This window comes from Streptomyces sp. NPDC127108, assembly GCF_042677545.1.
GTDB lineage: Bacteria > Actinomycetota > Actinomycetes > Streptomycetales > Streptomycetaceae > Streptomyces.
This window is the reverse complement of the sequence record NZ_JBHXTE010000038.1, coordinates 12,153-24,301: the sequence shown is the minus strand read 5'-3', so window position 1 is coordinate 24,301 and position 12,149 is coordinate 12,153. Positions and strand designations below refer to the sequence as shown.

Here is a 12,149-nt window from a genome sequence, read left to right as displayed (position 1 = left end):
GCGAGACCGCGGGAGTGCTCCCGGCCGCGCGTGCGCCCTGCAGGCCGGGACCCTGGCCGCTCACAGTTCAGTGAGAACGCTCAACCGTCCACGCGACAGGACAGCTACTGATTTGGCTGAGTGTCCTGCGCCACCGAATCTTGACCGATTGCCATCGAAGTTGAACCGAACACAGTTCATGACAGCGAAGATTGACCGCCAAGGCCATGGGCGACACTCCGCTCCCATGAGCGACCGTGCATGCTGCTGGCCCAGGAGCTACGAGGACAGCTGGGGCGGCATTCTGGCATCGGGAGGGCCCCTGCCCACCACTGCTCCTGCAGAAGCCCGCACTGGGTGTCAGTGAGTGAGTGCCATGTGGTGGGCCGATCCGGATCTCAACTGTGGACGCCGCCGGCCCGTCCCAGGCGGCGCGCAGGTTGCCGATTGCCTGCTGCGCTGCGTGCCGCCTGAGTCAGGTTAAGTACGCCTGTCAGCAACTGCCTTCCAGCCACTGGTGAGAACGCAGCGTGTAGGTACCGGCGAGATTGCCCTTCTTACCGAGCTTCGTACACCCCTTGCGGGTGGTGTAGTTCGTAAACTCGTAGTAGGCGACATCCTGGAACTTGCCGTCGGGCGTGCGCTTGCCGTTGTTGAAGACCGACTGGACGTTCACGTCGCCGGACCAACTGCAGGTGATGGGCTCGCGGGTCCAGTCCTTGTCGTGCCAGTCCCAGGCACACATCCTGCCCCCGCCGTCCTTGCCGGTGAAGAAGCACACGTCACCGGAAACGCACCGGTCGTATCCATCGGCTGCCTGAGCAGACCCTGGCAAAGCCGCCGCCGCTATGACAGCCGCCGCACCCACGAAGGCCAATCGCACCCTGGACATGGTTCACCCCTTGTCGAATTGAGTCGAGTCGTTCGGCACGGCCTCACGTACTGCCGCGCTGGCCCACGGTGGCGGCAAGCAGATACGGGCAGTACCTCACAGAACTGAGGTAGACAGCAGCAGACATCTGGACCCTCTCGGGGCATCGGGGGGAGGGGACAGCCCGCAGCGCAGAGCGACCGGCAGGGCCCCGGAGCGACGCCCGCGGTGGTACTCAGACGACACCGGACTGGTTGTTACCCAGGTCCCCGTCCGCCGGAGCAGCTGGTGCCGCAGACGCAGCTTGGCCCGCCATGGGGGGCGAGGAGCGAGTACGTCGAATCCGGGGGCGGCGCCCCGCGCGAGCCCGCAGCCCCTCGATGACCTCCTTGGCCCGAGCGGCGGTAACAGGCTTCGCCTCGCGCTCCAGATCCTCGGCCGGTATCCCGAGCAACTGCCCCACCAGCTCAGAGTCGTTGCCGAACAGTCGAAGAGCAGCCGCTGCTGCTTCCCTCGCTGCCGCGTCGGCTGCCTCCTTCGCTGCCGCGGCGTCCACAGCGGCCTTCCGCGTCGTCAGGACGTCCGCCGCTGCCAGCTCCCGCGTCTTCGCCTGCAGTGACTCGATCTCCCGCACACGGCGCCGGAGTTCAGCCGCGCTCACCCCTGATGTCGAAGCTGTTGCCATCAGTTCGCTCCGCCGAGGTTCCGTACCGCGGTAGTCACCAACACCTGGTCGGACTCCTTCGAGATTCGCTGGACGCGGAGGTCTGTCTCCTCGAGCGGCTCCTCATCGCCCGTGGTTGTCACGTCCTCGTGCGACGGATGCCCACGACTGTCGGCGACCTGGTGGTGCACGACGTCCTTCACCTCCCCGATTGGGCGCTGGGCGGCTTCTTCAATCTCGGCGCGCTGATGCTCGCTGTACCTGCTCATGGCCCGCACCGTAGGCACAGCACCGGGAAGAACTCACACGGCAGTTGTCGGTGCCGGCCTCAAGAGGTTCATGCCTCCGGCGGGTCCTCACTCGGAGGGGGAGGGGCGAGTCGTTCGGGTGCCGCGCCGTTGTGGTTGCGGAGAGGAAGGGCGGGGTTCCCTCCTCGATCGGCCGACCCAGCAAAGCGCACCGCGCCGCAGGGGCGCGGGGTCGTACGTCCGGGTCCGGAACTTTCCTCGTACCTCAGAAAGCCCCGGCTTCCGGGCGCTCCACCCCGCGCCCCTGCACCACGGCACGCACGGCAGCGCCGTCCGATCGAGGAGGGAACCCCGCCCCGGCCCCGTCGTGGCCGAGGCCTGCCGGGCCGTGCGGGTCCCGTCGGCAGAGAAATAGCTGGTCAGGGTCTGAGGAGCTTGATCGCACCCTCAAAACATGGTTTAATTAGTCATGTCGGAAGGGGAGGGCAACGCCCCGGCCGACACCCGAGGCCAAGTCGGCTTCGGGTGGTCACTCTCACCAGGAGCAGATTGATGGGCACCCCTCAGACGGACGCGAACCCGAAGCTGGCCACCATTCAGGCCCTGCTTGCCAAGGCCGGGAACCCTGCAACCCCCGAGGCGGAAGCCGAACTTGCCCGCATGCGGGCGATGGAGATGATGGCGAAGTACGGCGTTGACGAGGCGCTGTTGAGTGACGGGCAGCCGTCGCGCGACTCGATCACCGGCCGGTACGTGGCTTTCCCCAACCCGTGGTCCATGTCCCGCGTCCGCCTCATGAGCTTCATCGCGCGGTCCGTCGGATGCCAGGCCGTGAGCCTCAATGAGAAGGGCGCGGGGGGTGCTCGCCGTGTCCACATCGTCGGGTACGAGTCCGACGTTCAGCGTGCCGAGATCCTTTACGCCTCGCTCGTCCTCCAGATGTTCAGCGGTCTGGCCGCGCAAAGCGTCCCGTTCGGCGTCCGGAGCGCGCGGGCGTGGCGGAACTCCTGGCAGATCGGCTTCATTGAGCGCGTCACGGATCGACTTGAGGAGATCGAGAAGGCCGCCCGCGCCGCCGCCAGCGGAGAAACGTCGGCGACCGGCCGCAGTGGCGAACTCGTACTGGCCGACCGCGACGCCATGGTTCGGGCCGAGTTCCGGAAGGAACACCCGCGCATCCGGTCGACCGGCGGATCGTACAGCGGCAGCGGGTACGGCGACGGCTGGGGCGCAGGTGGCCACGCCGACATCGGAGGGCGCCGCATCGGTCGACCCGCCGCCGGATCCCTCACGTCCTAGCCGTCCGTGCCGGGGGCGGCGGCATTCCGCCCCCGGCTCCGCACTCACGCAGTCAGGAGAGCCGCATGTCAGTTGAACAGCCCGCCACCGCCGCCCGCGTTCTCGCCGCTGCCGCTGACCATATGGAGCGCGTCGGTCTCTACCAGGGGGAACGCCTCTGGCAGCCCGGAAAGCCCGGAGAATCCGCCCCGTGCACCATGCTGCACGCGTGGGATCAAGGCGTCCGCGCGGTCAAGCCTCGCTGGTCGATCCGAGACGAGGAACTTTGGAGCGCCTTTCATCGCGCGCTCAGGCACTCTCTCGTCGTCCTCAGCGACCACCTCAACGGCCGACCTGTCCCGCCCACCGCGTGGCGACACCTCCGGATGGTCGAAGACGCTTACCGCCGGATCGCCTTGTGGTGCTGGGGAGATGAGCCCGGTCGCACCACCGAGGAAGCCGTCGAAGCGTTCCGTGCCGCCGCAGCCCTCTGTGGAAGTGATCGCGAGCACGTCGACCGTAATTGACCCACTTTTAGAACATGGCTTTATTAGTGGTGCCGGGAGGGGGAGGGCAACACCCCTGACCGGCACCCCCGCCGGGCCGACCGGCCCGGCGGGACCCCTCACCAAGGAAGACGAAACACGATGAGCAGCACCACGGCCCAAGTCGACGTCCAGACTGCCCCTTCGCGGTGGGACGCCCTCGCTGTCGCCGAGCTGAGCGCGCACTCCGGCAACATCCGCGCCGTCGAGGTCCCTGCCGACCTCATGGCCGACATCAAGGCCAACGGCGTACAGGAGCCGCTCTATGTCGTCCGCACCCACGGCGACGTGCCCCAGGTGATCGACGGGTTCCAGCGGCTGACCGCCGCCATCGCAGCCGGACTGGACACCGTGCCGTTCACGCCCCGCCCGGTCATCCGCATTGACGCGCTCACCCCGCACCCGAAGAACGCCCGCGAGGACCTCGACATCAACGCGGCGTTCGTCGAGTCACTGCGCACCGACGGGTGCCGCATCCCCGTCAAGGTCCAGCGGCTGGACGGGGGAGTCCTTCAGGTCAACGACGGCAACCGAAGGTACTTCGGCGGCCACGACGCCGGACTTACCCACCTCCCGTTCGAGTGGGAGGACGACGACCGCGACGAGGCCGGACAGTTCCTCGACATGATCACAACCGCCCACCATCGGAAGCCACTCACGCAGTTCGAGATGACCGCCGCGATGTTCAGCGCGGCAGAGGCGGGCGCTCAGGTCGGGCGGATCGCCAAGGCCGCAGGTGTTCGGCAGAAGGACGTCAAGGCCGTCGTGAAGGTCAAGAGCAGCCAGTCCCTGAACGGGGCCGTCGACGGCACGGCCTACGCGTGGACGTTCGATCAGCTGGCCGCCCTTGGTGAATTCGCCGACGACCCCGAAGCACTCGCCGCGATCAAGGAGGCAGCCGCCGACGAGATCACCGACTCTGACGAAGTCGACTGGGCCATCCGGATCGAGCAGACCAAGAGGGAGAAGCGGCAGAAGGCCCAGACTCACCGTGCCGAGTTGGAGAAGGCAGGGCAGCGGGTCCGCGACATGACGGAACTGTCCGAACGGGCCACCCCGGTATGGAGGCTCAGGACATCCGACGACAAGCACATCACGGCCGAGGGGCACGCGGAGTGCAAGGGGCAGATCTGGGTTCTTGAGGAGGGCGACGACGAGAAGTACAAGCCGTACTGCACGTCCCCGGCCCTGTACGGCCACGCCGAGCCCGGCAGCCCCATGGGCCGCAGCAGCAAGAGCACCGCCGAGAAGGAGGCAGAGAAGGCCGCCCGCGCCGCAGTGAAGAAGGGCAACCTTGAGTGGGACGCCGCCGAGACCCGCCGCCGCCAGTGGCTCGCGGACATCGTCAAGCGCCGCAACCTCACCAAGGACACCACCAACGCCCTTGTCGGCCACGTCAACGCGGCTTTGCTCGGCGGTGAATGGGGACTGTGCGACGACCTGAACAAGGAGCCCACCACCAACGTCCTCGCGGCGTTGCTCGGCCTCACCGGCGACAAGGCGAAGTACCGAGAGAAGTTCCCCGAGCACGTCGCCAAGGACCCCCGCCGCGCCCCTCAACTCCAGTTCGCTGCCGTCGCCGCCGTACGGGAGAAGTCCGCCACCCGACCGGCGTGGCGCACCGATAGCCAGCGGTCGGACTGGGTCCGTAAGCCCACTGCCCGGTGGTTCGCGATCCTCGAAGGGCTCGGGTACCAGCTCACTCCGATCGAGCGGGCAGTCAAGGACGACGAACCGTACGACCCGTACAAGAAGAAGCGCGCCGCGATCACGGCCAGCGCCAAGCCTGCGCAAGCCGACCAGGCAGCTGCCGCCGAGCAGCCCGCCGCAGACGCGACTGCCTAAGCGCCTCAGCCGCCCGACGCCGGGGCGGAAGAAGACTCCGCCCCGGCCACCCTCAGGAGCCCAAGTGACCCGTACAGCCTCGTTCGAGCCTCTCGCAGACGATCACGGTTGCGGTTGCGTCCCTGCCCCCGCCGAGCCCGACCCCGGCGCCACCGCCGACGTCATGCAGGCCCGCGCCGTCGCGGCTGGACTCGCGGAGTTCGGTATCAGCGCCGCCGACTGGTCAGCCGCCTACGACCCCCAGGCCGCCGCCGTCGTGCTGCGCGTGGAAACCCCGCGAGGTCTGTACGCGCTCGCCATCCCCGCCCCCGGCCAGCCGTTCCCCGTACGCCACCGTGGCAAGCACATCGGCACTCTTGACTGCCGTCGTACCTACGGCACCGCCGACAGCTACACGGCCGCCCTGTTCGCTGCGTTCCTCCGAGACCGCGCAGCCCTGAGCGTCCCCGGTCGGGACATTCACCGTGCGCTGCAGAACATGGCTTAATTAAATGTGCTGGAGGGGGAAGTAACCCCCTCCGCCCACCAGGTCGCAATGCGACCTGTCAGTTCCGGCCGAACGCGGAGGGCAACCCGCCCGGCCGGGCGCTCATCACCTCTCACCAGCAGGAGCACCCAGATGGATAGCTCAGTCATGCGTTTCGACCTCCCCGCGACGTCGGCCAGTCGTCTTCGCCAGCTCGTCGAAGCCACCAACACCCGAGCCGCCGTCCACGGCCTGACCGCCTACGGTCTTGAGATCTCCGCCCCGTTCCTCGCGGACTACACCGACCCGCACGACGGACGAGCCATCGGCCAACGGCCCACGGTCACCGTGACGATCTTCGGAGAGATCCCCCGCCATGGCGGCTGGACCATCGTCGCCCGACTCGATCACGACGACGAAGGAGAGACGCTCCTCAGCCTGTTTCCCGGACTGCCCGACCACCTTGCCGCCGAGGCGAGCGCACAGCGTGTGATCGAAAACGTCTGCCATGGCTGCAAGGTCGCTCGCCACCGGACCGCCACATACCTTGCCCGCCACGACAACGGCGAGTACCGACAGTTGGGCACCACGTGCGTGGAGCCCTACACCGGACTGCCGATCAAGGGGCTTGAGGCGCTGTGGCGCTTCGGCAGGCTGAAGGACTCCGACTGGGACGACGACAGCGGCGAAGGCGGATACCCCGTTGATCTCCGGGTTCCGGTGGTCAAAGTGCTGCGGGTAACCGCTGCGATCGTGGCCCAGGACGGCCGGTACTACAGCCGCGCCGAGGAGTGGAGGAAGGTCAGCCCGACCGCCGACGGGGTCTCGGCGTACTTCTTCGACCGGCGCGCTTCGGCTGAGTGGCGGGCCGCCATCGATGCCGAGGCCGACGCACCCGCCGTCGCCGCCGCTGTGCGTGAGTGGGCTCTCCAGGGATACGGCAGCACCAACGACTACCTCCACAAGGTGGCCCAGCTCGCCAAGGGGGAAACGGTCGAGCCCCGCCACCTCCCGACACTCGTGTCCGCCATCGCGGGTTGGCACCGCGACCAGGAGAAGGCCGCCGCCGAGAAGGCCGCCCGTAACTCGAAGCCGCAGGGAAAAGCGGGTGAGCGGCTCACCGTTGCGGCCACCGTGACGACCGTAATCGAGCTGGAGGAGCGCTACTACGGCTATCACGCCCAGCGCCGCCGACTCGTCAAGTTCCAGGACGTCAGCGGCAACGTGTACGTCTGGTTCAGCAGCGCAGCCACCGTGCCGGACAAGGGCGACGAAGTCGAGTTGACCGGCACCGTCAAGAAGCACGACACCTACGGCGAGGTCACACAGACCGTACTGACCCGGTGCCGCGTCGCCGAGCGTGAGCTAGTCCCGGCGTGAGAACCGGCCGGGCGGACAGCCGCCGTCCGGCCAGCCTCAGTTGCCGGGGGCGGGGGAGCGGACGGTATCGCGCCGCCGCACCCCCTCCGGCGCTCCCCGGGGTGACTGGCCCCGGACCGTAGAACTTTTCTCACCAGGAGGACACTCGAAATGCCACGCAAGCCGAAGATGGACCAGGAAGAGCGCCGTGCCTACGCGGCCCAGATGCGCGCCGAACTTGAAGCTGTCATGGACCGCGCGTACGCGGCCATGGTCGTCAGTCAGGAGTTCTGGGCCGAGGTCATGCGTACCGGCGCCGTCCTCGCGGACCGCAGCCCGGTCAACGTCGTTGCCATTGCTGCGCAGCGCCCCGGAACCACCCGCGTACTTAGCGCCGGGAACTGGCGAAAGGCAGGACGCCACCCCGCGAAGGGCTCCACGTCCCTCCGCATCTGGACGCCGATCAAGCGTCGTCCCGCCGCCGAAGCGCCGGAAGGGGCCACCGACCCCCAGCAGGCGCCCGCCGAAGGCACCTCCCACAAGGTCTCCGGGTACAAGGCCGGACCGGTCTTCGATCTCGCCCAGACCGAGGGGGACGCGTATGAGCACCCCTCCCCGCCCGTCGCGATCCACGCGTCAGCCGTGCGCGATGTCCTGATCACGCAGTACCGCCAGACGTACGGCGACGACCCCGAGACGGCTGGAGGCTTCGACTTCACCAAGGAGGCACCGGACCATGCCGCACGCATCCTGCTGTACGGCCACGCGTGGCGCCGCATAACCGAGGCCGACGCTCCGATGCCCGGCCAGCATGCCGCCGAAGTCGCCTCAGCCGCCCACGTGGCCGCACTCATGCTCGGCATCATGCCCGGACCGGCCGCCTTGCCCCCGCTCGCGGGCATCGTCACCAGTGACAAGAAGCCGCCCATCCACGGGGCTGTGGTCCGTGTCATCGAAACGGGCCGCGCCATCGCGGACGCCGTCGTCAGCGAACTGGCCGAATCTGGCGCCCGGGAATTGGTCCGCAGTAGTTGATCAGCCGTCTCAAAACATGGTTTAATTAAATACGTCGGAGGGGGAGGGCAACACCCCCTCCGGCACCCACCGGGCCGACCAGCCCGGCGGCATCACTCACCAGATCGGACGCACCAAGTGGCCACCACTCGGCAGAATCTCATCGTCAAGGACTTCCCCACCGCCACGCTCGTCTTGGCTGGTCCTTGGCATCGAGCGCAGCAACTCGACTCGCGACCTGCCATCGTCGTCGGCCCCTTCGGCTCGACGACCCTGTTGGTCTGGTACTTCTCGATCGGCGCCCCCGAGCCCGGCGACACTGTCCAGACGATGTTCCCCAACGAACTCACGCCATTGGACGACACGTTGGCCACGATGCACCCGGACGCCTTCCGCGACATCGTCCGCAGCGTCCACCGGGGGCGGTTCGCCTACGACGACGGTGGCGCCCTCCAGACCGCAGTTCTCCGGGCATGGCTCCAGCGGTCCGGACTGGCCTACGCGGCTCCCGAGGCTCGTCACGCCCACAGGTAGACCAACTGGCTACCGGTCCGGGAGAGGGCAACCTCCTGGACCGGTGCCCCCGAAGGGGAGGCGGACACCCCCTCCGGGGGCGGCAGCAACTAGCCCGGTGCGTTCACCGTCGCTGGCCGACTCCGCCGCAGGCGGCTCCGCCGGCCACCGCCGGGCACCGGGCTGCGGACGCGCCCCGCGGGGGCGCGGCTGCCCTTGCCGTCGCGCAGGGCGCGACGGCGTGCGGGCCGCTCGTCCCTCACGGCCCGCACCGGTGGTGCGGCCCGCATTTCAAGGCAACGTTCCGGCCTTCGGACGGAACGAACTCTCTTACCAGACAAGGCAGTTCAGTGACGATCGAGATTACCCACACCCGCCGCGAAGGCACCCTCATCGAGGGCACAAGCAGGAACGACGGCTCGAAGGAAGTCCTCCGGGCCCACCACTACCCGTCCGGATACACCACACTCGCCAAGTGGTCCCGCAACCTTGGGTGCTGGTACCTCCCCTACAGCCGGGACCAGCGCACTTCCCGTCCGATGCTTGAGGCCCTCGCCGAACGTCTCCGTGCCAAGGGCTTCGAGGTCACCGTCACCATCGACGAGACCGATCGCCGCACCTTCGCTGAAGCCGAGGCCGAGCGCGTCGAGCGGGCTGAGGACCGTGCCGAACGCTTCGGCCAGTACACGAACAACGCCGCCACCAGGTCCGAGGCGGCATGGCGACGCGGACGCGAGATCGCCGACGGCATCCCCATGGGCCAGCCGATCCTGGTGGGGCACCACTCCGAGCGCCGTGCCCGCCGCGATCAGGAGCGCATCGACAGCGCCATGCGGACAAGCATCGGCGAACGGGACAAGGCCGGGTACTGGGCCGACCGGGAGAAGGCCGCCGCGAGGTACGAGCAGTTCCGCAAGAACCCGGCCCGCACCCTGCGCCGGATCGAGAAGCTCAAGGCCGAACTCCGCGCGGTGGAGAAGTGGCAGCGCGGTGAATCCGCCCACGGCTACACCCAGAACATCAGCAGCCCCGACACCCGTCAGGAGCTAGACCTTCGGCACCAGGAACTGGCCGAGGAAATCACGTACTGGCAGGACGTGATCAAGGAAGCCGAGCAGAACGGCTTCAAGGTCTGGTCGAAGGCGGACTTCCGACGCGGGGACTACGTCCAGGCCCATGGGAAGTGGTGGGCAGTCCTGCGGATCAACGCCAAGAGCCTCACCGTTCCGCACCTGCACATCGGTATCGGAAGGAAGATCATCCACGCTGCCGACATGACGCGCCCCAACTCGACGTGGCGGTTCACGTACGACGAGGTCACCGGCCGCAAGAGTGCCAACGAGATGGAGCAAGCACTACTGGCCCCCACTGCCGATCGCCAGGACGCCACCGAGCGCGACGCCCGCTGACACCACCACCTCGAAGGGGCGGTGCCACCAGCGCACCGCCCCGCCCGAAAGGCGGCCTCACGTGAACATGATCATCTGCACCACCTGCGGCGTCGGCCAGTTCTGCGCGCGCCCTGACCAGGGCTTCGCCTGCGACCACTGCGACTCGCTGATCTACCCACGAGACCTGAACGTCGACGGCGGCGAAGTCTGGACCGTGGACTCCACCGGGACACTCGGCAAGGTCACCGACCCCGCAGTCTCCTGCGAAGCCATGACCGAAGCATGGGAATCGTGGCTCGCGGCCGACAGTGACCCCACCGCTCGTGCCGCGTTCCAAGCCCTTCTTGCCGCCGCCCTCAACCTCCGGGCTGCTCTCCGCGCCGGGCTCTCCTTCTTCTGATCGGACCCGCCGGGGCGAGCACACAGCACGCCCCGGCGCTGCCGAACGCCCTCGATCACAAGGCCATCACCATGCACACAGCGAAGACCCCCACCACGACCCCGCAGACGCCGAGCCGACGAGGTGCTGCCCAGCCCAGTCGCGACGGCATCGCTCGGATCGGGATCTCCCTTCAACTCCGCCTCAGCGCCTCCGAACTCACCAGGGCACTCGTCGCTGCACCCGCTGAGCACGATCTTTCGGCGCTCGGCCCTGTCGACGTCCGGTGCCTGGTCGCCGAGGTACTCGCTCAGTACGGGTACGACGTCCTGTCCCGGGCTGCGTACGACAGCAACGATGACCGACATCAAGAAGCCCGCCGAGCGATACGCCGTGCCTACGGCCCCCGCTTCACCAACGCCCCGGACGAGCAAGCCTTCCTCGCGGACCCCCTGCTCGACGTCGTCCGCGCCGACCTCTGGGACCAGCCGTGACCACACGCCCTGAACCCCATGGTGCCCGTGCCCGCCAGACCTACTACTGGCGGGTGCGCAACCACCGGACCCCGCTCCGGGCCGATCACGCCTGCGAGACATGGCACATCCGCCACGGACATCCCGGCGGTGCCTACTCCGACCTCGGCCACGGCCTTACGCCGCTTGAGCACCACAGCCCCACCCTCCTCACCCGTCGTACGTACGGGCGGGACGACGACCAGTACCGCGGTGGCTGTCTCGCATGCGACTGGGAGGGCGGCATCACTGCCGGCCCGGAGCACGCGGCATTCAACACCGCAATCGAGGACGCCCACGATCACGCCTTCCCCGGCTGGCGCTCGCTCCCCACCAGCTCCCACCGCGCAGCGCCATGGGACCTGCACCGGAACCGAGCCGTGTGGGCGCAGATCACCGCCGGATACCCCAGCGGGTGGGTGGGAAGAGGGGCTCCGCTGGTGGTCTGGGCCCGCTACCGAGCTGACCTTCACCAACCGCCGCACGGCCGCCGCCCCCGGTACGAACTTCGGATCCCGAAGCCTCGCAGGGACGAGGCCCTCGTCAGCGATGGCCAGGGGGCATTCTTCTGAATCCTCGACGGGGCCCTCGGTGATACCCCGACCCGACCGCGAAAGATGGTTTAATTTCATCGCCGAGAGCGGAGAAGGCAACACTCCACTCCAGGCACCGGGCGCCATCCCGCCCGGCCTCACGACATGAAGCGACGGCCAGCGCACAAGGGCAACAAGGCGCTGGCCGTCAGTGTTCTCTCACCAGAAAGAACCCCACCATGCTATGCGATCAGTATCCAGACCGGCCGCGCTCCGGCGACTTCGCCAAGCTCAAGGCGGGTAACAGCATCGCCGCGGACCCCGGAGTCACTTTCGTCATAGTGGAGGACTCCCTACTCGGCCTGGAGCACATCGTCCTCAACCTCCCGGCCGGTCAGCCGAGGCACGAGGACTGGGCCGCCGCCGTCGACCTGGACGAAATCGCGAGCTTGACGAGGGTGAGCCCTGAGGGCGCCCGCACCTGGACACCGGACCCTGATCCCGAGGCCCGCGCATGACGGCGTCGGCCGCCCCACACCCGAGTACGAACAG

14 protein-coding genes are annotated in these 12,149 nt (G+C 68.0%); 12 read left to right on the top strand and 2 right to left on the bottom strand.

What is annotated here, in order from left to right; translation table 11 throughout:
• Positions 1 to 472: 472 nt before the first annotated feature.
• Entirely contained in the window at positions 473 to 871 is a 399-nt protein-coding gene (locus tag ACFVHO_RS28500; protein WP_385720521.1) for a peptidase inhibitor family I36 protein, read from the bottom strand.
• Between the two features lie 663 nt (positions 872 to 1,534).
• On the bottom strand, positions 1,535 to 1,783 hold the full coding sequence (locus tag ACFVHO_RS28495) for a hypothetical protein (RefSeq protein ID WP_385720518.1): 249 nt from the start codon (positions 1,781 to 1,783) through the stop codon (positions 1,535 to 1,537).
• Between the two features lie 531 nt (positions 1,784 to 2,314).
• Here ACFVHO_RS28495 and ACFVHO_RS28490 point away from each other — a divergent pair.
• From ACFVHO_RS28490 to ACFVHO_RS28435, 12 genes are all read left to right on the top strand, one after another.
• Positions 2,315 to 3,061: a DUF2786 domain-containing protein gene (locus tag ACFVHO_RS28490; protein WP_385720515.1), complete on the top strand. Its 747-nt coding sequence runs from the start codon at positions 2,315 to 2,317 to the stop codon at positions 3,059 to 3,061.
• Between the two features lie 65 nt (positions 3,062 to 3,126).
• Positions 3,127 to 3,567, top strand: coding sequence for a DUF6197 family protein (locus ACFVHO_RS28485; protein ID WP_385720512.1), 441 nt, complete (start codon positions 3,127 to 3,129; stop codon positions 3,565 to 3,567).
• A gap of 120 nt (positions 3,568 to 3,687) precedes the next feature.
• Positions 3,688 to 5,430, top strand: coding sequence for a ParB N-terminal domain-containing protein (locus ACFVHO_RS28480; protein ID WP_385720509.1), 1,743 nt, complete (start codon positions 3,688 to 3,690; stop codon positions 5,428 to 5,430).
• 64 nt (positions 5,431 to 5,494) lie between these two features.
• A complete protein-coding gene (locus ACFVHO_RS28475) occupies positions 5,495 to 5,917 on the top strand; it encodes a hypothetical protein (RefSeq protein WP_385720507.1) in 423 nt (140 codons plus the stop codon).
• A 147-nt stretch (positions 5,918 to 6,064) separates the two neighbouring features.
• Positions 6,065 to 7,276 carry a hypothetical protein gene (locus tag ACFVHO_RS28470; protein ID WP_385720505.1) on the top strand — a complete coding sequence of 404 codons (1,212 nt, stop codon included), beginning with the start codon at positions 6,065 to 6,067 and terminating at the stop codon, positions 7,274 to 7,276.
• Positions 7,277 to 7,426: 150 nt separating this feature from the next.
• A complete protein-coding gene (locus tag ACFVHO_RS28465) occupies positions 7,427 to 8,290 on the top strand; it encodes a hypothetical protein (RefSeq protein WP_385720502.1) in 864 nt (287 codons plus the stop codon).
• A 117-nt stretch (positions 8,291 to 8,407) separates the two neighbouring features.
• A complete protein-coding gene (locus tag ACFVHO_RS28460; protein WP_385720499.1) occupies positions 8,408 to 8,803 on the top strand; it encodes a DUF6409 family protein in 396 nt (131 codons plus the stop codon).
• Between the two features lie 329 nt (positions 8,804 to 9,132).
• Entirely contained in the window at positions 9,133 to 10,191 is a 1,059-nt protein-coding gene (locus tag ACFVHO_RS28455; RefSeq protein ID WP_385720496.1) for a DUF3560 domain-containing protein, read from the top strand.
• Between the two features lie 61 nt (positions 10,192 to 10,252).
• The gene (locus ACFVHO_RS28450; protein ID WP_385720493.1) at positions 10,253 to 10,573 is read left to right on the top strand and encodes a hypothetical protein; all 321 of its coding nucleotides are present in this window, start codon (positions 10,253 to 10,255) and stop codon (positions 10,571 to 10,573) included.
• 71 nt (positions 10,574 to 10,644) lie between these two features.
• Complete coding sequence (locus ACFVHO_RS28445; protein ID WP_385720490.1) at positions 10,645 to 11,046, top strand: DUF6181 family protein; 402 nt, start codon at positions 10,645 to 10,647, stop codon at positions 11,044 to 11,046.
• Positions 11,043 to 11,636 (top strand): DUF6349 family protein, encoded by a 594-nt coding sequence (locus ACFVHO_RS28440; protein WP_385720487.1) that lies wholly within the window; start codon positions 11,043 to 11,045, stop codon positions 11,634 to 11,636. Before ACFVHO_RS28445 ends, ACFVHO_RS28440 begins: the two co-directional genes overlap by 4 nt.
• A gap of 200 nt (positions 11,637 to 11,836) precedes the next feature.
• Positions 11,837 to 12,115 carry a DUF6211 family protein gene (locus ACFVHO_RS28435; RefSeq protein WP_385720484.1) on the top strand — a complete coding sequence of 93 codons (279 nt, stop codon included), beginning with the start codon at positions 11,837 to 11,839 and terminating at the stop codon, positions 12,113 to 12,115.
• Positions 12,116 to 12,149: the final 34 nt, after the last annotated feature.

Bases quoted from the DNA above. Each gene is read 5' to 3' on its own strand.
- ACFVHO_RS28435 (WP_385720484.1), top strand. From the start codon at position 11,837: ATGCTATGCGATCAGTATCCAGACCGGCCGCGCTCCGGCGACTTCGCC.
- ACFVHO_RS28445 (WP_385720490.1), top strand. From the start codon at position 10,645: ATGCACACAGCGAAGACCCCCACCACGACCCCGCAGACGCCGAGCCGA.
- ACFVHO_RS28465 (WP_385720502.1), top strand. From the start codon at position 7,427: ATGCCACGCAAGCCGAAGATGGACCAGGAAGAGCGCCGTGCCTACGCG.
- ACFVHO_RS28495 (WP_385720518.1), bottom strand. From the start codon at position 1,783: ATGAGCAGGTACAGCGAGCATCAGCGCGCCGAGATTGAAGAAGCCGCC.
- ACFVHO_RS28490 (WP_385720515.1), top strand. From the start codon at position 2,315: ATGGGCACCCCTCAGACGGACGCGAACCCGAAGCTGGCCACCATTCAG.
- ACFVHO_RS28470 (WP_385720505.1), top strand. From the start codon at position 6,065: ATGCGTTTCGACCTCCCCGCGACGTCGGCCAGTCGTCTTCGCCAGCTC.
- ACFVHO_RS28500 (WP_385720521.1), bottom strand. From the start codon at position 871: ATGTCCAGGGTGCGATTGGCCTTCGTGGGTGCGGCGGCTGTCATAGCG.
- ACFVHO_RS28485 (WP_385720512.1), top strand. From the start codon at position 3,127: ATGTCAGTTGAACAGCCCGCCACCGCCGCCCGCGTTCTCGCCGCTGCC.
- ACFVHO_RS28480 (WP_385720509.1), top strand. From the start codon at position 3,688: ATGAGCAGCACCACGGCCCAAGTCGACGTCCAGACTGCCCCTTCGCGG.